Origin of the sequence: Pseudomonas sp. SCA2728.1_7 (assembly GCF_018138145.1) — a bacterium.
In the GTDB taxonomy this organism is placed as follows: Bacteria; Pseudomonadota; Gammaproteobacteria; order Pseudomonadales; family Pseudomonadaceae; genus Aquipseudomonas; species Aquipseudomonas koreensis_A.
This window is the reverse complement of the sequence record NZ_CP073104.1, coordinates 4,119,160-4,138,658: the sequence shown is the minus strand read 5'-3', so window position 1 is coordinate 4,138,658 and position 19,499 is coordinate 4,119,160. Positions and strand designations below refer to the sequence as shown.

The window sequence follows — 19,499 nt, the reverse complement described above, 5'->3', positions numbered from 1 at the left end:
GATTCATTGCTGCGCACGCCCCCTGGAGCCTTATGCCACGCTGCTTTTGGTGTACCGAAGATCCGCTGTACATGGCTTATCACGACCAGGAGTGGGGCACGCCGCTACGCGATGCGCAGGGTTTGTTCGAGTTGCTTTTGCTCGAAGGGTTCCAGGCCGGGCTGTCGTGGATCACCGTGCTGCGCAAACGCGAGCGTTATCGCGAGGTGTTGTTCGGCTTCGACGTGCAGCGCGTGGCGCAGATGAGCGACGCCGAAATCGACGAATTGATGCTCGATCCGGGGATCATCCGCAATCGCCTCAAACTCAACGCCGCCCGCCGTAATGCCCAGGCCTGGCTGGCGCTGGAGGATCCGGTGGCGTTGCTCTGGTCGTTCGTGAACGACCAACCGATCATCAATCATTTCAAGGATCGCAGCGAAGTCCCGGCGATCACCCCCGAAGCGCTGGCGATGAGCAAAGCCTTGAAAAAGGCCGGGTTCACGTTCGTCGGACCGACCATTTGCTACGCGCTGATGCAGGCCTCGGGCATGGTCATGGATCACACCCAGGATTGCGACCGCTACGCGCAGCTCGTCAACGGCGGTTAGAATGGCCGCCTCGCGCACCGCACAAGATCAGGAGTGACCTGTGGAAAAGTTTAAAGGCGCCTTGCTGGTAGGCGCTCTGCGGCTGTTTGCCCTGCTGCCATGGCGGGCCGTGCAGGCCGTGGGTTCGGCGATCGGCTGGATCATGTGGAAAACCCCCAACCGCTCCCGCGACGTGGTGCGGATCAACCTCGCCAAATGTTTTCCACAGATGGATCCGGCCGAACGTGAGCGTCTGGTCGGGCAGAGCCTGAAAGACATCGGCAAGTCGCTGACCGAAAGCGCCTGCGCGTGGATCTGGCCGGCGCAGCGTTCGATCGACCTGGTGCGTGAAGTCGAAGGTCTCGACGTTCTCAAGGATGCGCTGGCCTCGGGCAAAGGCGTGGTCGGCATCACCAGTCACCTCGGCAACTGGGAAGTGCTCAATCATTTCTATTGCAGCCAGTGCAAACCGATCATTTTCTACCGTCCGCCGAAGCTCAAGGCTGTGGATGAATTGCTGCGCAAGCAGCGCGTGCAACTGGGCAACAAAGTCGCTGCTTCCACCAAGGAAGGCATTCTCAGCGTCATCAAGGAAGTGCGCAAAGGTGGTGCAGTGGGCATTCCCGCTGACCCGGAACCGGCCGAATCCGCCGGGATCTTTGTGCCATTCTTCGCGACTCAAGCGCTGACCAGCAAATTCGTGCCGAACATGCTCGCCGGTGGCAAAGCCGTTGGCGTGTTCCTGCATGCGCTGCGCCTGCCTGACGGTTCTGGCTATAAAGTCATCCTCGAAGCCGCGCCAGAAGCGATGTACAGCACCGATACCGCCGAATCCTGCGCAGCGATGAGTAAAGTCGTCGAGCGTTACGTGGCGGCGTACCCGAGCCAGTACATGTGGAGCATGAAGCGCTTCAAAAAGCGTCCGCCGGGCGAAGAGCGCTGGTACTGAGCTGATTGGCATGATCTGTGGATAACCTCACGGGCGAGGTTATCCACAACCGTTCTTCAAAGGGCGCAACAAGATGTCCGAACACCGCAAATCCTTCCGCATCAAAATCACCCACGACAGTTTTGGCGAATGCCTCGGGCAGACGCGCAATCTGTCGCCTACCGGAGTATTTGTGCAGCATCCGGTTTTGGCTTCCTTGCCCAAAGGCGCAGTGGTTTACGGCCAGGTGCAGGACTTACCCACCGGCGCGCCGCGGGTACGGATGGAAGTGGTGACAGTGGATGCCGACGGTATCGGCCTTCGTTACCTTTGATTCACTGCGGCTGACGATCCAGTTTCTTCAGAAACACCGTCATTTCCTTCTCGGCCTGTTTGTCGCCATGGGCGCGGGCGGCTTCCAGACCTTGTTCCCACGCTTGCCGCGCGGCGGCGTGATCGCCCAGCGCCAGATGCGCCTTGCCCAATAGTTTCCATGCCGCCGAATACTTCGGATCAAAACCGACACAGCGCTGGAAATGCTCGGCAGCCTTGGCGTTTTCGCCCAGATCCAGATAACCCTTGCCCAGGCCGAAGCGCAGCAATGAGTTATCCACACCCTTGGCGAGCATTTTTTCCAGGGATTCGAGCATGAGAGATTCCTTGAATGAGGTGTGTCAGGGATGAGTCTTGCTATGGGATAACGCTATCGCGAGCAGGCTCACTCCTACAGGGAACGCATTCCAAATGTAGGAGTGAGCCTGCTCGCGATGGCGCCAGTCTGATCACCCAAAAATCCGGATCAGAAGAAGCTCAACCCCACATGGAACAGCTTCTCCACATCGCGAATATGCTTTTTATCCACAAGGAACAGAATCACATGGTCGCCCGCTTCGATCACCGTGTCATCGTGGGCGATGATCACCTGTTCGTTGCGGATCACCGCACCAATCGTGGTGCCGGGCGGCAGGCCGATCTTCTCGATCGGTTTGCCGATGACCTTGCTCGACTTCGCATCACCGTGAGCAATCGCCTCGATCGCCTCCGCCGCGCCGCGCCGCAATGAATGCACGCTGACGATATCGCCACGACGCACGTGGGCCAGCAGCGTGCCGATGGTCGCCAGTTGCGGGCTGATGGCGATGTCGATGTCGCCGCCCTGAATCAGGTCGACATACGCCGGGTTATTGATGATCGTCATGACCTTCTTCGCCCCCAGCCGTTTGGCCAGCAGCGACGACATGATGTTGGCTTCGTCGTCATTGGTCAGTGCGAGGAAGATATCGGCGTCGGCGATGTTTTCTTCCAACAGCAAGTCGCGATCAGAGGCGCTGCCCTGCAACACCACAGTGCTGTCGAGGGTGTCGGACAGATAGCGGCAACGCGCCGGGTTCATCTCGATGATCTTCACCTGATAGCGGCTTTCGATGGCCTCGGCCAGACGTTCACCGATCTGCCCGCCGCCCGCAATGACGATGCGTTTGTAGGTTTCGTCGAGGCGGCGCATTTCGCTCATGACCGCGCGAATATTCTCACGGGCGGCGATGAAAAAGACTTCGTCATCCGCCTCGATCACCGTATCGCCCTGGGGCAGGATCGGTCGGTCACGGCGGAAAATCGCGGCCACGCGCGTCTCGACATTCGGCATATGTTCGCGCAACTGACGCAATTGCTGACCCACCAGCGGCCCGCCGTAATAAGCTCGCACCGCCACCAGTTGCGCCGCGCCTTCGGCGAAGTCGATCACCTGCAAGGCGCCGGGATGCTGAATCAGGCGCTTGATGTAGTTGGTCACCACTTGCTCGGGGCTGATCAGCACGTCAACCGGAATCGCTTCATTCTGGAACAGCTGTTCTTCGCGATGGAGGTAAGACGCTTCGCGCACCCGGGCTATCTTGGTCGGGGTGTGGAACAGGGTGTGGGCGACCTGACAGGCGACCATGTTGGTTTCGTCGCTGTTGGTCACCGCCACCAGCATGTCGGCGTCGTCGGCGCCGGCCTGACGCAGCACTGACGGCAGCGAGCCACGGCCCTGCACGGTACGAATATCGAGGCGATCGCCGAGATCGCGCAGGCGCTCGCCGTCGGTGTCGACCACGGTGATGTCATTGGCCTCGCTGGCCAAATGCTCGGCCAGCGAGCCGCCGACCTGTCCCGCACCGAGGATGATGATTTTCATCCAGTCACTCCATTGAATCCGTTTAGCCGCGCGCGGCAGCGATCTTGATCAGCTTGGCGTAGTAGAACCCGTCATGCCCGCCCTGCTGGGCCAGCAATTGGCGACCATGGGGCTGCTTGATCCCGGCGCTGGTGGCCAGATCCAGTTCGCGGGCACCCGGCGTACGCTCGAGGAACGCAGCGATGACTTCGGTGTTTTCGGTCGGCAGCGTCGAGCAAGTGGCGTAGAGCAGGATGCCGCCGACTTCGAGGGTTTTCCACATGGCGTCGAGCAGTTCGCCTTGCAATTGCGCGAGGGCGACGATGTCGTCCGGCTGACGGGTCAGCTTGATGTCCGGATGGCGACGAATCACGCCGGTGGCCGAGCACGGGGCGTCGAGCAGGATGCGCTGGAACGGTTTGCCGTCCCACCACTTTTCGATATCGCGACCGTCAGCGGCGATCAGTTCGGCATTCAGACCAAGTCGTTCAAGGTTTTCCTTAACGCGCACCAGACGCTTGGCTTCCAGATCCACCGCGACTACGCCGGCCAGCGCCGGTTCGGCTTCGAGGATGTGGCAGGTCTTGCCGCCGGGCGCGCAACAGGCGTCGAGCACGCGTTGCCCCGGCGCCAGATCGAGCAGGTCGGCGGCCAGTTGCGCGGCTTCGTCCTGCACGCTGATCCAGCCTTCTGCAAAACCCGGCAGGCTGCGCACATCGGCGGCGGCTTCGAGGATGATGCCGTCGCGACTGTAAACGCACGGCGTCGCGGCAATCCCGGCTTCAGTCAGCAAGCCGAGGTAGGCGTCGCGGCTGTGATGGCGGCGGTTGACCCGCAGGATCATCGGCGGATGCGCATTGTTCGCCTCGCAAATCGCTTCCCACTGTTCCGGCCAGAAGGCTTTCAGGGATTTTTGCAGCCAGCGCGGGTGAGCGGTGCGCACCACCGGATCACGTTCCAGTTCGGCGAAAATCGTTTCGCTTTCGCGCTGAGCATTGCGCAACACGGCGTTGAGCAGGCCTTTGGCCCATGGCTTTTTCAGCTTGTCGGCGCAACCGACGGTTTCGCCGATGGCGGCGTGAGCCGGGACGCGGGTGTAGAGCAATTGGTAGAGGCCGACCAGCAGCAACGCTTCGACATCGGCGTCGGCAGCCTTGAACGGTTTCTGCAGCAGTTTCTCGGCCAATGCCGAAAGACGTGGCTGCCAGCGCGCGGTGCCGAAGGCCAGATCCTGAGTGAAGCCGCGATCACGATCCTCGACCTTGTCCAGTTGCGTCGGCAGGGAGCTGTTCAGCGAGGCTTTGCCGCTGAGCACGGCGGCGAGTGCCTTGGCGGCGGCCAGACGCGGATTCATTGTGCGTCCACCGCTGCGCCGAGCACCGTGCCGACCGCGAATTTCTCCCGGCGGCTGTTGAACAGGTCGCTGAAGTTCAGTGCTTTGCCTCCCGGTAATTGCAGGCGGGTCAGGCACAGCGCTTGTTCGCCGCAGGCGACGATCAGACCGTCCTTGCTGGCGCTGAGGATTTCACCCGGCGCGCCTTTGCCTTCGGCAAGTGTCGCCGCCAGCACTTTCAATGCTTCACCGTTAAGGGTGCTGTGGGTGATCGGCCATGGGTTGAAGGCGCGCACCAGTCGCTCCAGCTCAACCGCCGGACGGCTCCAGTCGATGCGTGCTTCGTCCTTGTTCAGCTTGTGTGCGTAGGTGGCGAGCTCGTCGTTCTGCACTTCGCCTTCCAGGGTGCCGGCAGCCAGACCGGCAATCGCTTGCACCACGGCCGGCGGGCCCATTGCGGCGAGGCGGTCATGCAGGCTGCCGCCCGTGTCTTCAGCGCTGATCGGGGTGACGACCTTGAGCAGCATCGGCCCGGTGTCGAGGCCGGCTTCCATGCGCATCACGGTGACGCCGCTTTCCGCGTCACCGTGTTCCACGGCGCGTTGAATCGGCGCCGCACCGCGCCAGCGTGGCAGCAGGGACGCGTGACTGTTGATGCAGCCCAGACGCGGAATATCCAGCACCACTTGCGGCAGGATCAGGCCGTAGGCAACCACCACCATCAAGTCTGGTTTCAGCGCAGCCAGTTCAGCCTGGGCGTCGGCGTTACGCAAAGTCGGTGGCTGCAACACCTGGATATTATTTTCCAGGGCCAGCTGTTTGACCGGGCTCGGCATCAGTTTTTGCCCGCGACCGGCCGGACGATCCGGTTGGGTGTAGACCGCAACGATCTCGTAAGGGCTGTTCAGCAGGGCCTTGAGGTGTTCGGCGGCGAATTCCGGGGTGCCGGCAAAAACGATGCGCAGTGGCTCAGTCATGAAGGGCGTCTCATAAAAAGAAAAAGGCTTGCCGCAGCAAGCCTTTGAAGGAGGGGCATCAAGCGTTCTGGCGGTGCTGCTTTTCCAGTTTCTTCTTGATCCGGTCGCGTTTGAGCGTGGACAGGTAATCGACGAACAATTTGCCGTTGAGGTGGTCGCATTCGTGCTGGATGCACACCGCGAGCAGGCCTTCGGCGATCAGCTCATAGGGCTTGCCGTCGCGGTCCAGCGCCTTGATTTTGACCTTTTGCGGGCGATCGACGTTTTCGTAGAAACCCGGCACCGAGAGGCAGCCTTCCTGGTATTGGTCCATTTCTTCGGTCAGCGACTCGAACTCGGGGTTGATGAACACCCGCGGCTCGGTGCGGTCTTCGGAAAGGTCCATCACGACGATACGTTTGTGCACGTTAACCTGGGTCGCGGCAAGGCCGATGCCCGGCGCTTCATACATTGTTTCAAACATGTCATCGACCAACTGACGCACTTCGTCGTCCACTACAGCCACAGGCTTGGCGATAGTGCGCAGACGCGGGTCCGGGAATTCGAGGATGTTTAAAATGGCCATAGGCTTTGATTGCTGCACACGTTGAGTAAAGTCGGGCGATGGCCTGGCAGGTCCGAAGATGCAGGCTACCGTTGTGAAGCGTAGCTTGTGCATTTTGCACAAGCGAGCCACGGGGGCTCTGACGGTTCACGCGAATGCACATGATAAAGGGATTCACTGCATGAGGAAAACACTACTCGCCCTGCTGCTGTTGGCTTCGGCCGGCGTGGCACAAGGGCAAGTGCAACTCAGGGATGGTTTTCCACAGCAATACACGGTGGTTTCGGGGGATACGCTCTGGGACATTTCCGGCAAATACCTGCGCGAGCCCTGGCAGTGGCCACAACTGTGGCGGGCCAATCCGCAAATCGAAAACCCCAACCTGATCTATCCCGGCGACACGCTGACGCTCAGCTATGTCGACGGCCAACCGCGTCTGACCCTCAATCGTGGTGAGTCACGCGGCACCATCAAGCTCTCGCCACGAATCCGCACCAGCCCGGTGGCCGAGGCGATTCCGAGCATTCCGCTGAAGTCCATCAACAGCTTTTTGCTGAGCAACCGCATCGTCGACAAGGTCGAGGACTTCGATAAGGCGCCGTACATCGTCGCCGGCGATGCTGAACGCGTGCTCAGCGGCACCGGTGACCGAATTTTCGCTCGCGGCCATTTTGATCCTGATCAACCGGTCTATGGGATCTTCCGTCAGGGCAAGGTCTACACCGATCCGCAGACCAAGGAGTTTCTGGGGATCAACGCCGATGACATCGGCGGCGGTGAAATCGTCGCCACCGAAGGCGACGTCGCCACGCTCGCCCTGCAACGCACCACACAGGAAGTGCGCCTTGGCGACCGCTTGTTCAGCGGCGAAGAGCGTTCGATCAATTCGACCTTCATGCCCAGCGCGCCAACGACCAGCATCAACGGCGTGATCATCGATGTACCGCGCGGCGTCACCCAGATTGGTGTGATGGACGTGGTTACCCTGAACAAAGGCAAGCGCGACGGTCTGGCTGAGGGCAACGTACTGGTGGTGATGAAAACCGGCGAAACCGTGCGTGACCGCATTACCGGCCAGCCACTGAAAATTCCCGACGAACGCGCCGGCTTGCTGATGGTGTTCCGCACCTACGACAAACTCAGTTATGGCCTCGTTCTCAACGCATCGCGCTCGCTGGCGGTGCTCGACAAGGTGCGAAATCCGTAAGCTTGCTTAACAAGTTACCAACAGAGTTATCCACAGCTTGTTCCGAATGGTTCGGGGCTTATAACGATCAAGGATGATCCATGATATTGCCTGTCTGTACGCCGGTTTCCCCAGCGGAACTGGAAGCGCGTCTGCGCTTGCACCGCTTGCCGGATGTCGGCCCGAAACGCTTTGCCAAATTGCTCGAAGCCTTTGGCTCGGCCTCCAAAGCCATCAGCGCGCCGGCCAGCGCCTGGCGTTCGCTGGGTTTACCAGCGGCGTGCGCCGAAGCGCGGCGCTGCCCCGACGTTCGCGACGGCGCCAGTCACGCAATGCGCTGGCTAGAGCGGCCGGAGCATCATTTGCTGATGTGGGACCAGGCGGATTATCCAGCATTGCTGGCGCAGATTTCTGACCCGCCGCCACTGTTATTCGTTGCGGGTGATCCGCTGATCCTGGAAAAACCGCAACTGGCGATGGTCGGCAGCCGCCGCGCGTCGCGCCCGGGAATGGACACCGCTGCGGCGTTTTCCCGCTGCCTGGCCGGGGCCGGTTTTGTCATTACCAGCGGTCTGGCGCTGGGTATTGATGCCGCCGCGCATCAGGCCGCACTGGATGTTGGCGGGTTGACGGTCGGTGTTCTCGGCACGGGGCTGGAAAACTTTTATCCACAGCGCAATCGGCGTCTGGCTGACGCGATGATTGCCTCGGGCAGCGCGGTGCTTTCCGAGTTTCCGCTGGATGCCGGGCCGACGGCGAGCAACTTCCCGCGCCGCAACCGCATCATCAGCGGTTTGTCCCTTGGTGTGTTGGTGGTCGAGGCCAGTGTCGCTAGCGGTTCATTGATCACCGCGCGGCTGGCAGCGGAACAGGGGCGCGAGGTGTATGCGATTCCCGGCTCGATTCATCACCCCGGCGCGCGCGGTTGTCACCAGTTGATTCGCGACGGTGCGGTGTTGGTGGAAACCATCGAACATATCCTCGAAGCCCTGCGCGGTTGGCAGCATTTGCCGTTGTCCACGGACACTGCGAAAGTCGATCATCCACTACTTATTCTGCTCCACGCGGCGCCGCACACCAGCGAAGGCTTGGCCGACAGCAGCGGCTGGGCATTACCGAAAGTGCTGGCGGCCCTGACCGAACTGGAAATGGATGGCCGTGCGGTTTGCGAAAACGGTCGCTGGTTGGCCAGGACGAGCTAGGTTTTACAAGGAAGATCGGTAAACTGCGCGAAACCTGTTTGCGGAGAGTTTTTTCATGGTTAACAGTTGGCGTGTGCAACAAGCCGCACGAGAGATTCGCGCCGGGGCGGTGATTGCCTATCCAACCGAAGCCGTCTGGGGGCTGGGTTGCGACCCGTGGAACGAGGAGGCAGTGGATCGATTGCTGGCGATCAAGAATCGTTCGGTGGTCAAAGGGTTGATTCTGGTTGCCGACAATATTCGCCAGTTCGACTTCCTGTTCGAAGACTTCCCGCAAGAATGGATCGACCGCATGGCCAGCACCTGGCCGGGGCCGAATACCTGGCTGGTACCGCACCAGGGCTTGTTGCCTGAGTGGGTGACCGGCGTGCACGACACCGTGGCGCTGCGGGTCAGTGATCATCCGCAAGTGCGCGATCTGTGTTCGATGGTCGGGCCGTTGATTTCCACCTCGGCCAACCCGCAGGGTCGCCCGGCGGCGCGCACGCGATTACGTGTCGAGCAATATTTCCGCGGGCAGATCGATCTGATACTGGGCGGGCAACTGGGTGGGCGCAAGAACCCCAGCGTGATCCGTGATCTGGCAACCGGCAAAGTCATTCGTCCCGACTGAACCAGCCTCGAACATTTGTAACGTGAGTACTCCTCGCCTCGATGGCGAGGAGTACTACGCGTGCCTGCGATTTATCCTGCAATGATGCTGTTTGTTGCGTCGGAGAAATCCTCAACTGCTTGGATTAGCTGAATTTTCCCACCTGATTATCAGACAGCGTTTCGTGGCGGTATCGCCAAAAGCAACCATCCTTTCCCTGCACTCGGAACACTTCGATAAGTTAAGGTCTGCGGAGAAAGAATGGACACTACGGATTTGCAACTCACGGATTACCTGCAGACGCTTCAGGTGACATTAAACAGTCATCATGAGGGCTGTCGTATCGTGATGCTTGAAGCGGGATCGGATACCCAAGTGTTCGATCGGTTTATCGATCGGCAATTTCGGCTTCGGCTGCAGCACTACATGTTGACGTCCCGGGCGCGGATGCTCGAAACGCAACTGGCGACAAGGTCGCGCAGTACCCACTTTCTGTTGTATCGGCACGAGCAGTTGCTGGCGGTATTGAGGGCCACTCCGGCGCCGTTCGAGTGGGCATCGCTGGCGCGGCAACATGTATCGCCCACGGTGGCGTTGTCACGCCATGTCGAACTCAGTCGCTTGATCTCGCAGGTGCCCAGCCAACAGCCCATTGCCGTCAACAGTTTGCTGGCGGCGGCTGCCGAGTGGGCGATAAAACAGGGCTATCAAGGTGTCACAGCGTTGTGCAGGGCATCGCAGTTGCGCCTGTACCAGCGTTTCGGTCTGATGCCGGTCGCCTCCAATCCCTTGCAGATTGAACACCGCGCACGCGGTGATTACTGGGTGTTGTCAGCCGAGTGGCGGCAAATCCTCGCAGCGGTTCAACAGCCTGATCACACAACGGTCGGTCATTGGGCGCAAAAACCATTGGCGAGTCATCTACCGAGGTTCTGAACGCGCCTGAATCGTCCAGTCAGTCATGGTTGTGAAACCCTGACTGGCCGGACGCCGGAAGGTATCAGGGCAGCAGAACGGTGGAGCCTGTGGTGCGTCGTGCCGAGAGTTCGGTTTGCGCCTTCGCTGCATCAGCCAGTGAATAACGCTGGCTGATGTCTACCTTCAGCTTGCCGCTGATGATCATCTCGAACAATTCATCAGCCATCCGCTGCAGGTTCTCTGCATTGTTGGCATAAGTCGCCAGCGTCGGTCGGGTCACGTACAGCGAGCCCTTGGCGGAGAGAATCCCCAGGTTCACGCCGTCTACCGCACCAGAGGCATTACCGAAGCTCACGACCAGGCCGCGCGGCGACACGCTGTCGAGGGAAGTCAGCCAGGTGTCCTTGCCGACACCGTCATAAACCACCGGGACTTTCTTGCCGTCGGTCAATTCCAGCACGCGTTGCGCAACGTTTTCATGGCTGTAATCGATCGTCGCCCAGGCACCATTGGCCTTGGCCAGCTCGGCCTTCTCTTTGGAGCTGACTGTGCCGATCAGCTTCACGCCCAACGCTTTGGCCCACTGACAGGCCAGCGAACCGACACCACCGGCCGCCGCGTGGAACAGAATGGTTTCGCCACCCTTGAGTTCATAGGTCTGGCGCAGCAGGTATTGCACGGTCAGGCCTTTGAGCATTACACCGGCAGCCGTTTCGAAACTGATTTCGTCGGGCAGATGCACCAGATTGTCCTGGGGCAGCACATGCAATTCGCTGTAGGCCCCCAACGGGCCGCTGCCATAGGCCACGCGATCACCGACCTTGAACCGGGTGACGTCGCTGCCCACGGCATCGACGATCCCCGCACCTTCAGCACCCAGGCCGGACGGCAAGGCGGGCGGTGCGTACAGACCGCTGCGGTAATAGGTGTCGATGAAGTTCAGGCCGATCGCCTTGTTGGCCACGCGCACTTGATTCGGGCCGGGTGCGGCGGGTTGGTAATCAACATATTCGAGCACTTCGGGGCCGCCGTGGGCGCTGAACTGGATACGCTTTGCCATCTGCCTGCTCTCCTTGGGTCTTTTGTGAGCCCCCTATCCAACTCCCATGCTTGATCTTCGTCAACTGCGGCGCGCCGTTGTGCGGTGGTATGCTACGCGCCCATTTGCGTCGCCCGCCCGCGGGGCGCCGCCCGATTCAAGGTGAAGCCATGACGACCCGCACCGACGCCGTAAAGGCCTATCTGCTCGACCTGCAAGACCGCATCTGTGCGGCCCTCGAAAGCGAAGACGGCGGCACGCGCTTCGTCGAAGACGCCTGGACCCGGCCCGCCGGCGGTGGCGGTCGTACCCGCGTGATCGAGAACGGTACGGTGATCGAAAAGGGTGGCGTCAACTTCTCCCACGTCTTCGGCAGCGGTCTGCCGCCATCGGCCAGTGCCCATCGCCCGGAACTGGCCGGTCGCGGTTTTGAAGCCCTTGGCGTGTCGCTGGTCATTCACCCGCACAATCCGCATGTACCGACGTCCCACGCCAACGTGCGCTTTTTCATCGCCGAGAAGGAAGGTGAAGAGCCGGTCTGGTGGTTTGGCGGCGGCTTCGACCTGACCCCGTATTACGGCAACGAAGAGGACTGCATTCATTGGCACCGCGTTGCCGAACAGGCTTGCGCGCCTTTCGGGCCTGATGTCTACCCGCGCTACAAAGCCTGGTGTGACACCTATTTCCACATCAAGCATCGCCACGAACCGCGAGGTATCGGCGGTCTGTTCTTCGATGACCTGAACGAGTGGGACTTCGACACCAGCTTCGCCTTCATGCGCGCCATCGGCGATGCTTACATCGACGCTTATCTGCCGATCGTGCAGCGCCGCAAACACGATGCCTTCACCGCTCAACAGCGTGAATTCCAGGAATTCCGCCGTGGCCGTTACGTCGAATTCAACCTGGTGTACGACCGTGGCACCTTGTTCGGTCTGCAATCGGGCGGGCGTACCGAGTCGATCCTGATGTCGCTGCCGCCGCAAGTGCGCTGGGGCTATGACTGGAAGGCTGCGCCTGGCAGCGAAGAAGCGCGCCTGACCGATTACTTCCTGCAAGATCGCGACTGGCTGGCCGAGGCCTGAGGATTTCTGATGGATCGTTACGTCGTTTTCGGTAACCCGATCGGTCACAGCAAATCGCCGATGATTCACAAGCTGTTTGCCGAACAGACCGGCCAGCACCTCGACTACAGCACCCTGCTGGCGCCGCTTGATGATTTCGCTGGTTGCGCCACGGCGTTTTTCCAGGAAGGTCGCGGCGCCAACGTTACTGTGCCGTTCAAGGAAGACGCTTACCGTTTGGCCAACAGCCTGACGGCGCGGGCGCAGCGTGCTGGTGCGGTGAATACCTTGAGCAAACTCGCCGACGGTTCGCTGCTCGGTGACAACACCGACGGCGCGGGGCTGGTGCGTGATCTGACGGTGAATGCCGGGTTCAGCCTGAGCGGCAAACGCATCCTGTTGCTCGGCGCTGGTGGCGCGGTGCGCGGTGCGCTGGAGCCGTTGCTGGCGGAACAACCGGCATCGGTGATCATCGCCAATCGCACGGTGGACAAGGCTGAGCTGCTGGCGGAGTTGTTCTGCGACCTGGGGCCGGTGTCGGCCAGTGGTTTCGACTGGCTGCGCGAGCCGGTGGACGTGATCATCAACGCCACGTCGGCTAGCCTGACCGGTGAAGTGCCGCCGATTGCACCGAGCCTGATCGAGCCGGGCAAGACCCTGTGCTACGACATGATGTATGGCAAGGAACCGACGGCGTTCTGCCGCTGGGCCAGTGAACAGGGCGCGGCAGTGTCGATGGATGGCTTGGGAATGCTCGCCGAGCAGGCCGCCGAGGCGTTCTTTTTGTGGCGCGGTGTGCGCCCGGACACAGCGCCAGTATTAGCCGAACTGCGCCGCCAACTGGCGCAATAATCCTTGTAGGAGTGAGCCTGCTCGCGATAGCGGAGTGTCAGATAAAATCTTATCGACTGACACTCCGCTATCGCGAGCAGGCTCACTCCTACAGGGTTATGCGGTGATATCAGGTCAATCCTCAAACCGGATCGGACACTTCTCCGGCCCTTCAAGCTTGCGCAACTCCTCCACCACCTGCGGCCGCGCCCGGCGCAAGGTCAGGCTGCGATTCTGGCCCAGCAGGCGTCGCGCCTCCTGATGCAGCATCTCCACCCCCGAATAATCGATGAAATTGATCTGCTGCGCCTCGATCACCACCCGCGCGCCATGCGTCCGTTGCAGACGCACTTGCAGGTAATGACTGGCGCCGAAAAAGATCGACCCGCCGACGCGCAGCACATCGTCCTCACCGTCGCGCCAATGCTGCACGCGCGGTTGCGAGGTGCGCTTGAGATAGAAGAACAGCGAGGCCAACACGCCCGCGTAGATTGCCGTCTGCAATTCCAGCAGCAACGTCGCGAGGCAGGTCAGGGCCATGACCACGAACTCGGCGCGGCTGACCCGCAGCAAGGCGCGAATTCCGCGATGATCGACCAGGCCCCAGGCAATCAAAAGAATGCTGCCCGCCATCGCCGGAATCGGAATGTGCGCAATCAGCCCCGCGCCGAATATCGCGAACAGCGCGACCCAGATCGCCGAAAACACCCCGGCCAATGGCGAACAGGCACCCGCCTCGTAACTCAATCCCGAGCGAGTGAACGATCCGGCCGACAACGATCCGGAAAAGAACGCCCCGACGATATTCGACAAGCCCTGCGCGCGGACTTCCTGATTGGCATCGAGCAATTGCTGCGAGCGTGCCGAAATCGAGCGGGCAATCGACAGACTGGTGACCAGTCCAAGCATGCCCACCGCCACAGCGCTCGGCAGCAGGCGCAAGATCAAATCCAGATCCAGCGGCAACGCACTGAACGGCGGCAACCGCCCGACAAACGCGCTGACCAGATGCACGTGGCCGAACATCGCCGGCCACAGCCACACCAGCAGGCTGGCCAAAGCGAGGGTTATCAACAGCGTCGGCCAGCGCGGCAGCAATTGTTTCAACACCACACCGACAACCACCGTCGCCACACCGAGTACCAACGAAGGTTTATCCACAGCCCTGAGGTGTTGCAGCAGATCCATCAAACTCGCCAGCGCCGTGGCTTTCGCCGGCAACTCCAGCCCAAGCAGGTTCGGCAGTTGCCCGATGGCGATCACCACAGCGGCACCGAGGGTGAACCCCAGCACCACCGAATGCGAGACGAAATTCACCAGCGCGCCGAAACGCAGTAAACCGAGCAGCCACTGGAAAATCCCGGCCAGAAACGTCAGCAACAAGATCAGGGTGATGTAGTCCTGCGACGCCGGAACCGCTAAAGGACTGACACTGGCAAACAGCACAATGGAAATCGCTGCCGTCGGGCCGCAGATCAGATGCCACGACGAGCCCCACAGGCAGGCGATCAGCACCGGAATGATCGCGGCATACAGTCCGTACTCGGGTGGGAGGCCAGCGATCAACGCGTAGGCAATCGACTGGGGTAACGCGAGAATTGCGCCGCTGAGGCCGACGATCAGATCCCGTCCTACGCTGGCGCGGGTTTGCCGCGGTAGCCAGGTGAGGAAGGGCAAGAGAGAGTGGCGGCTGGGGAAGGCCATGGGTCCTCGCGGTTGGGGTTTTGTTCAAGGTTATCAGGGTGCCAGGGGAAAGGCCCCTCACCCTAGCCCTCTCCCGGAGGGAGAGGGGACTGATCGAGGTGATTGGACTGACTACATCGACCTGAGGAATCAGCGTCGAACTCAGGTCTCGAATCAAACAACGATCGGCTCCCTTTCCCCCTCGCCCCCTTGGGGGAGAGGGCTGGGGTGAGGGGGCAAAAATCTCAAGCCGAGCAAAATTCAAAAAAACCCACAATCAAAGCTTCGCTTTCACCGCCGCCAACGCATCCTTGCCATCCGCAGTCTTCACCCCATCCAGCCACTTATCCAGCACCGCCGGATTCGCCTTGATCCAAGCCTTCGCCGCCTCGGCATTAGTGACCTTCTTGTTCACCACCTCAGCCATGATGCTGTTCTCCATCTCCTGAGTGAACGACAGATTGCTCAGCAACTTACCCACATTCGGACAGGCTTCGGCGTAGCCCTTGCGCGTCAACGTAAACACGCTGCCGGTATCGCCAAAATACTTCTCGCCACCCTTGAGGTAATGCATCTTCAACTGCACGTTCATCGGGTGCGGGGTCCAGCCGAGGAAGGTGACGAATTTCTGTTTCTTCACCGCCCGCGACACTTCAGCCAGCATCGCCTGTTCACTGGATTCGATGAGCTTCCACTGACCCATGTCGAAGTCATTCTTCTTGATGATTTCCTGCAGCGAGATATTCGCCGGCGCGCCGGAGCCGATGCCGTAGATCTTGCGCTCGAACTTGTCCGCATATTTGTTCAGGTCGGCAAAGTTATGCACACCCGCGTCCCACACGTAGTCCGGCACGGCGAGGGTGAACTCGGTGCCGTCGAGATTTTTCGCCAGTTGCGTGACATCGCCGGTGGCGACGAACTTGTCATAGAAGCCCTGTTGCGCCGGCATCCAGTTGCCGAGGAACACGTCCACCTGGCCATCCTTCAAACCGCCAAAGGTGATCGGCACCGCAAGGGTGTCGACCTTGGCCTTGTAGCCCATGCCGTCCAGCAGAAACCCGGTGATCGCATTGGTCGCGGCAATATCGCTCCAGCCCGGGTCGGCCATTTTCACCGTGTCGCAGCTTTGCTCGGCGAAGGCCGAGGCGCTGCTCAGCGCGAGCAGGCCAACCGTCACTACTGTGGATAACTTACGCATGGACTTCCCCTTAACATTATTGGTTTTGGCAGGGTTGTGGATAACGTGCTTTGCGTTCCAGATCATCGAGGTCGATGTGGTTGCGCATGTACTGCTGACTGGCGTCCACCAGCGGCTGGTGATCCCAGCTCTTCAGCTTGCCGATGGTCAGCGCGTCGGCAACAAAGCGCCGGCGCCGTTGGCTGGATAGGACTTGGCGGTGAATCGCCGGAATGTCCCACTTGGCCCGCGCTTCGGCGAGAAAATCGTCGAATAGCTGGCGATGTTGCGGCGATTGACTGAGTTCTTCCAGCTCACGCGGATCGTTGCTCACATCGAAGAGTAGGCAAGGGTCGTTTTCACTGTAGATAAATTTGTAGGTGCCGCGACGGATCATCATCAACGGGCTGATGGTGCCTTCGGCCATGTATTCGCCGAACACTTCGTCATGACCGCCCTGCCCTTGCAGGTGTGAAACCAGTGAGCGGCCGTCCAGCGGCAAGCCTGGTTCCAGCGTGCCGCCGGCCAGTTCAACGAAGGTCGGCAGCAGATCGGCGGTCGACACGGCAGCGCTGACGCGGCCTGACTCGAACTGCCCCGGCGCACTTATCAACAGGGGCACGCGGGCAGCCATTTCGTACCAGTGCATTTTGTACCAGAGACCTTTTTCGCCGAGCATGTCGCCGTGGTCACCGGAGAACACAATGATCGTGTCATCGATCAGCCCGGTTTCTTCCAGTGTTTGCAGGAGTTTGCCGACGTTGGCGTCGATATAGCTGCACGCACCGAAGTACGCCCGACGCGCATCGCGAATCTTATCCACAGGCAGTGGCTTGTCCCACAGGTCGTAAACCTTGAGCAAACGCTGCGAGTGCGGATCGAGTTGATGTTGATCCGGCGTTGTAGGCAACGGGATTTCGGCATCGTCGTACAAATCCCAAAAAGCCTTGGGAATTGTGTACGGGTCGTGTGGGTGAGTCATCGATACGGTCAGGCAGAACGGCTGGTCGCCGTCCTCGCGAATATGATCGAACAGATACTGCTGCGCCTTGAACACCACCTCTTCATCGAAATCCAGCTGATTGGTCCGTACACACGGTCCGGCCTGCAGCACCGAGGACATGTTGTGATACCAGCTCGGCCGCACATCCGGCTCATCCCAATTCACTGCCCAGCCATAGTCGGCCGGGTAGATGTCGCTAGTCAGGCGTTCTTCGTAGCCGTGCAACTGATCGGGGCCGCAGAAATGCATCTTGCCCGACAGCGCGGTGCGGTAGCCGAGGCGGCGCAGGTAATGGGCGTAAGTCGGCACATCGGCAGGGAAATCAGCGGCGTTGTCATAAGCGCCGATCTTGCTCGGCAACTGGCCGCTGACCAGGGTGAAACGCGACGGCGCGCACAGCGGGCTGTTGCAGTAAGCGGCGTCGAACACCACGCCTTGTTCGGCGAGGCGGGAAAGATTGGGCAATTTGATCGGCGAAGGGCCGTAGAACGGCAACATTGGCGCGGCCATCTGATCGGCCATGATGAAAAGAATATTCTTGCGCTTCATGTGATCGCGGCATTCCATAGTGAATATTTATGCGACATTGCTGCGATCGAGCATGGAGCCCATGCTGAATCCGGTAAAGCCCGTGCCGGACAATGACTAGGATAAGCACAGCTTATGTATGAAGCCTTGGGTGATCTGTCGCTCGACCTGCTCCGCGCCTTCGAAGCGGCGGCTCGGCAGCGCAGTTTCACTGCTGCCGCGGTTGAGCTTGGCACCACGCAACCGGCGATCAGTCAGCAGATCAAACGGCTGGAAGAACAGCTCGGCACGCGGCTGTTTGATCGGATTTACCGAGGGATCGAGTTGACCGAAGTCGGCGCGATACTGTTTGAGCAAGTTACTCTTGGTTTGCAGAACATCGACGCAGGATTGAGCGCGATCAGCGCACAACAGCAACACGAGGTCCTGCAAGTTGCCACCGATTTTGCCTTCGCCGCTTATTGGTTAATGCCACGCTTGCACCGTTTTCACGAAGCCAATCCGCAGGTCGACGTGAGCCTGGTGACCAGTGAACGCAACCACAACATGCTGCGCCCCGATATCGACGTGGCGATCCTGTTTGGCGACGGGCGCTTTAAACAGGGTGAAAGCCATTGGTTGTTCAGCGAGGAAGTGTTCCCGGTGTGCAGTCCGCAATTGCTCAAGGATCGCGCCCTGCCCCTGCCTGCTCAGGCGTTGCTGGAGTTTCCGTTGTTGCACCTGCGCGGGGAAAACAGCAGCAACTGGTTTGACTGGAGTGGTCTGTTCCGTGAACTCGGTATCAATACACCGCCGGCGCCGGGGCAATTGCGCTTCGATAATTACACGCTGCTGATTCAAGCGGCGATTGGCGGTCAAGGCGTGGCGATTGGCTGGCGCCACCTTGTGGATAACTTGCTGAGTCAGGGTTTGCTGTGCCGGCCCATCGCCGAAACGACCCTGTCGCGCCTCGGTTATTACGTAGTGCTCCCGCAACGCAAACGCCGGGGCGCGTTGATTCAGCAGTTTGTTGATTGGCTGATGGCGGAACAGGCGAGCAGCGCAAAATCCCTCAATGGACTCGCGCTGCCTTCCATTGCCGTATAGCGGCCTATTCGCTGACCGCCACAAAATTCACATGCTGACCCACATGCAGATTCAACCGCAGCTCATCAGCAATCCCCACCGCCACGCGGTTCAATCGCTCCAGCGGTTCGGCCAGACCCGGTTCCAGATTGCCGCCGACCTGACTGAAATGCTCAATCGTCAGCCCGGCCACGCCATGGGGCGCATTGACCAGCGTCCAGTGCAGCGGACTGCTTTGCACGGCTTCACGTATTTCCTCGGCGGCGTGACGTTGCAGGCGATCATCGACATCCGGCTCATCGAGCACGGCAAAATCCCCCACCAGAAACAGCCGCGACACATTGGCCGCTTGCAGCCCATCGACCAGTGCGTCGACGGCCAGCACCTGTTCGACCGGGCCGAGCACGACGGCCCGTTCCACCTGATCGCTGCTGAACGGCAACCCCGGCGCATCCAATAAACAGATGACCGCCGAACTACCGGCCACGCTCTGATTGATCCGCTCCGAGTCGAACAAATCGCCTGTTTTGGTGCGCAAACCCGGACGCGGTGCCAGTGCGGTCAAATCGTCGAGGATGGCAATGACTTCGTGCTGACGGCGCAGCAACTCAGCCATCAACGCGCTGCCCAAGCTACTCATGGCACCATAGAGCACCACTTTTACCGCCGGGGTTTCGGCATTTTTCATGGCTGATCCCTTTTCTT

20 protein-coding genes are annotated in these 19,499 nt (G+C 60.2%); 10 read left to right on the top strand and 10 right to left on the bottom strand.

The features are described from left to right. Positions 1–32 precede the first annotated feature (32 nt). The 3 genes from KBP52_RS18385 to KBP52_RS18375 all read left to right on the top strand — a co-directional run bounded on the left by KBP52_RS18385 (position 33) and on the right by KBP52_RS18375 (position 1,831). Positions 33–590, top strand: a complete 558-nt coding sequence (locus KBP52_RS18385) for a DNA-3-methyladenine glycosylase I (protein WP_123593434.1) — start codon at positions 33–35, stop codon at positions 588–590. A gap of 40 nt (positions 591–630) precedes the next feature. Then, positions 631–1,518 carry a lysophospholipid acyltransferase gene (locus KBP52_RS18380; protein ID WP_008084359.1) on the top strand — a complete coding sequence of 296 codons (888 nt, stop codon included), beginning with the start codon at positions 631–633 and terminating at the stop codon, positions 1,516–1,518. Positions 1,519–1,591: 73 nt separating this feature from the next. After that, entirely contained in the window at positions 1,592–1,831 is a 240-nt protein-coding gene (locus KBP52_RS18375) for a PilZ domain-containing protein (protein WP_034152199.1), read from the top strand. Between the two features lies 1 nt (position 1,832). Here the strand turns inward: KBP52_RS18375 and KBP52_RS18370 are convergent, their stop codons facing one another. The 5 genes from KBP52_RS18370 to def form a co-directional block, all read right to left on the bottom strand. Then, positions 1,833–2,147, bottom strand: coding sequence for a tetratricopeptide repeat protein (locus KBP52_RS18370; RefSeq protein WP_212620703.1), 315 nt, complete (start codon positions 2,145–2,147; stop codon positions 1,833–1,835). A gap of 149 nt (positions 2,148–2,296) precedes the next feature. Further along, entirely contained in the window at positions 2,297–3,673 is a 1,377-nt protein-coding gene (gene trkA / locus KBP52_RS18365; protein ID WP_077575169.1) for a Trk system potassium transporter TrkA, read from the bottom strand. A gap of 22 nt (positions 3,674–3,695) precedes the next feature. Continuing rightward, the gene (gene rsmB, locus KBP52_RS18360) at positions 3,696–5,006 is read right to left on the bottom strand and encodes a 16S rRNA (cytosine(967)-C(5))-methyltransferase RsmB (protein ID WP_108224902.1); all 1,311 of its coding nucleotides are present in this window, start codon (positions 5,004–5,006) and stop codon (positions 3,696–3,698) included. Beyond that, entirely contained in the window at positions 5,003–5,962 is a 960-nt protein-coding gene (gene fmt, locus KBP52_RS18355; protein WP_212620702.1) for a methionyl-tRNA formyltransferase, read from the bottom strand. Before fmt ends, rsmB begins: the two co-directional genes overlap by 4 nt. Positions 5,963–6,020: 58 nt before the next feature. After that, positions 6,021–6,527 carry a peptide deformylase gene (gene def / locus KBP52_RS18350; protein WP_038359594.1) on the bottom strand — a complete coding sequence of 169 codons (507 nt, stop codon included), beginning with the start codon at positions 6,525–6,527 and terminating at the stop codon, positions 6,021–6,023. Positions 6,528–6,687: 160 nt separating this feature from the next. Between def and KBP52_RS18345 the strand changes: the two genes are divergently transcribed. From KBP52_RS18345 to KBP52_RS18330, 4 genes are all read left to right on the top strand, one after another. Continuing rightward, positions 6,688–7,713 (top strand): LysM domain-containing protein, encoded by a 1,026-nt coding sequence (locus KBP52_RS18345; protein WP_077575172.1) that lies wholly within the window; start codon positions 6,688–6,690, stop codon positions 7,711–7,713. 80 nt (positions 7,714–7,793) lie between these two features. Beyond that, complete coding sequence (gene dprA, locus KBP52_RS18340) at positions 7,794–8,894, top strand: DNA-processing protein DprA (RefSeq protein ID WP_077575173.1); 1,101 nt, start codon at positions 7,794–7,796, stop codon at positions 8,892–8,894. A gap of 55 nt (positions 8,895–8,949) precedes the next feature. Beyond that, positions 8,950–9,507 (top strand): L-threonylcarbamoyladenylate synthase, encoded by a 558-nt coding sequence (locus KBP52_RS18335; RefSeq protein WP_038359601.1) that lies wholly within the window; start codon positions 8,950–8,952, stop codon positions 9,505–9,507. Positions 9,508–9,912: 405 nt separating this feature from the next. Beyond that, positions 9,913–10,422: a hypothetical protein gene (locus KBP52_RS18330; protein WP_249122194.1), complete on the top strand. Its 510-nt coding sequence runs from the start codon at positions 9,913–9,915 to the stop codon at positions 10,420–10,422. 64 nt (positions 10,423–10,486) lie between these two features. On the opposite strand, the gene KBP52_RS18325 is transcribed toward KBP52_RS18330, so the two are convergent. Then, positions 10,487–11,464, bottom strand: coding sequence for an NADPH:quinone reductase (locus KBP52_RS18325; RefSeq protein ID WP_212620701.1), 978 nt, complete (start codon positions 11,462–11,464; stop codon positions 10,487–10,489). A 149-nt stretch (positions 11,465–11,613) separates the two neighbouring features. Here KBP52_RS18325 and hemF point away from each other — a divergent pair, with 149 nt between their 5' ends. Both hemF and aroE read left to right on the top strand, forming a co-directional pair. Continuing rightward, positions 11,614–12,528 (top strand): oxygen-dependent coproporphyrinogen oxidase, encoded by a 915-nt coding sequence (gene hemF / locus KBP52_RS18320; RefSeq protein ID WP_212620700.1) that lies wholly within the window; start codon positions 11,614–11,616, stop codon positions 12,526–12,528. A gap of 9 nt (positions 12,529–12,537) precedes the next feature. Further along, positions 12,538–13,359 carry a shikimate dehydrogenase gene (gene aroE / locus KBP52_RS18315; RefSeq protein ID WP_212620699.1) on the top strand — a complete coding sequence of 274 codons (822 nt, stop codon included), beginning with the start codon at positions 12,538–12,540 and terminating at the stop codon, positions 13,357–13,359. 114 nt (positions 13,360–13,473) lie between these two features. Here aroE and KBP52_RS18310 read toward each other — a convergent pair whose 3' ends face one another. From KBP52_RS18310 to betC, 3 genes are all read right to left on the bottom strand, one after another. Further along, entirely contained in the window at positions 13,474–15,042 is a 1,569-nt protein-coding gene (locus KBP52_RS18310; protein ID WP_212620698.1) for a SulP family inorganic anion transporter, read from the bottom strand. Between the two features lie 256 nt (positions 15,043–15,298). Next, positions 15,299–16,219, bottom strand: coding sequence for a choline ABC transporter substrate-binding protein (gene choX / locus KBP52_RS18305; protein ID WP_212620697.1), 921 nt, complete (start codon positions 16,217–16,219; stop codon positions 15,299–15,301). Between the two features lie 16 nt (positions 16,220–16,235). Further along, positions 16,236–17,750, bottom strand: coding sequence for a choline-sulfatase (gene betC, locus KBP52_RS18300; protein ID WP_212620696.1), 1,515 nt, complete (start codon positions 17,748–17,750; stop codon positions 16,236–16,238). 114 nt (positions 17,751–17,864) lie between these two features. Here betC and KBP52_RS18295 point away from each other — a divergent pair, with 114 nt between their 5' ends. Next, complete coding sequence (locus tag KBP52_RS18295; RefSeq protein ID WP_212620695.1) at positions 17,865–18,815, top strand: LysR family transcriptional regulator; 951 nt, start codon at positions 17,865–17,867, stop codon at positions 18,813–18,815. A gap of 4 nt (positions 18,816–18,819) precedes the next feature. Here the strand turns inward: KBP52_RS18295 and KBP52_RS18290 are convergent, their stop codons facing one another. Continuing rightward, on the bottom strand, positions 18,820–19,482 hold the full coding sequence (locus KBP52_RS18290; RefSeq protein WP_212620694.1) for an NAD(P)H-binding protein: 663 nt from the start codon (positions 19,480–19,482) through the stop codon (positions 18,820–18,822). Between the last annotated feature and the right edge of the window lie 17 nt (positions 19,483–19,499).

Excerpts from the sequence above, each read along its gene's own strand:
- choX (WP_212620697.1), bottom strand. The coding sequence starts at position 16,219 with ATGCGTAAGTTATCCACAGTAGTGACGGTTGGCCTGCTCGCGCTGAGC.
- KBP52_RS18370 (WP_212620703.1), bottom strand. The coding sequence starts at position 2,147 with ATGCTCGAATCCCTGGAAAAAATGCTCGCCAAGGGTGTGGATAACTCA.
- KBP52_RS18335 (WP_038359601.1), top strand. The coding sequence starts at position 8,950 with ATGGTTAACAGTTGGCGTGTGCAACAAGCCGCACGAGAGATTCGCGCC.
- KBP52_RS18310 (WP_212620698.1), bottom strand. The coding sequence starts at position 15,042 with ATGGCCTTCCCCAGCCGCCACTCTCTCTTGCCCTTCCTCACCTGGCTA.
- rsmB (WP_108224902.1), bottom strand. The coding sequence starts at position 5,006 with ATGAATCCGCGTCTGGCCGCCGCCAAGGCACTCGCCGCCGTGCTCAGC.
- KBP52_RS18290 (WP_212620694.1), bottom strand. The coding sequence starts at position 19,482 with ATGAAAAATGCCGAAACCCCGGCGGTAAAAGTGGTGCTCTATGGTGCC.
- hemF (WP_212620700.1), top strand. The coding sequence starts at position 11,614 with ATGACGACCCGCACCGACGCCGTAAAGGCCTATCTGCTCGACCTGCAA.
- KBP52_RS18295 (WP_212620695.1), top strand. The coding sequence starts at position 17,865 with ATGTATGAAGCCTTGGGTGATCTGTCGCTCGACCTGCTCCGCGCCTTC.
- KBP52_RS18375 (WP_034152199.1), top strand. The coding sequence starts at position 1,592 with ATGTCCGAACACCGCAAATCCTTCCGCATCAAAATCACCCACGACAGT.
- fmt (WP_212620702.1), bottom strand. The coding sequence starts at position 5,962 with ATGACTGAGCCACTGCGCATCGTTTTTGCCGGCACCCCGGAATTCGCC.
- def (WP_038359594.1), bottom strand. The coding sequence starts at position 6,527 with ATGGCCATTTTAAACATCCTCGAATTCCCGGACCCGCGTCTGCGCACT.
- KBP52_RS18330 (WP_249122194.1), top strand. The coding sequence starts at position 9,913 with ATGTTGACGTCCCGGGCGCGGATGCTCGAAACGCAACTGGCGACAAGG.
- KBP52_RS18345 (WP_077575172.1), top strand. The coding sequence starts at position 6,688 with ATGAGGAAAACACTACTCGCCCTGCTGCTGTTGGCTTCGGCCGGCGTG.
- KBP52_RS18325 (WP_212620701.1), bottom strand. The coding sequence starts at position 11,464 with ATGGCAAAGCGTATCCAGTTCAGCGCCCACGGCGGCCCCGAAGTGCTC.
- betC (WP_212620696.1), bottom strand. The coding sequence starts at position 17,750 with ATGAAGCGCAAGAATATTCTTTTCATCATGGCCGATCAGATGGCCGCG.
- KBP52_RS18385 (WP_123593434.1), top strand. The coding sequence starts at position 33 with ATGCCACGCTGCTTTTGGTGTACCGAAGATCCGCTGTACATGGCTTAT.
- aroE (WP_212620699.1), top strand. The coding sequence starts at position 12,538 with ATGGATCGTTACGTCGTTTTCGGTAACCCGATCGGTCACAGCAAATCG.
- dprA (WP_077575173.1), top strand. The coding sequence starts at position 7,794 with ATGATATTGCCTGTCTGTACGCCGGTTTCCCCAGCGGAACTGGAAGCG.
- trkA (WP_077575169.1), bottom strand. The coding sequence starts at position 3,673 with ATGAAAATCATCATCCTCGGTGCGGGACAGGTCGGCGGCTCGCTGGCC.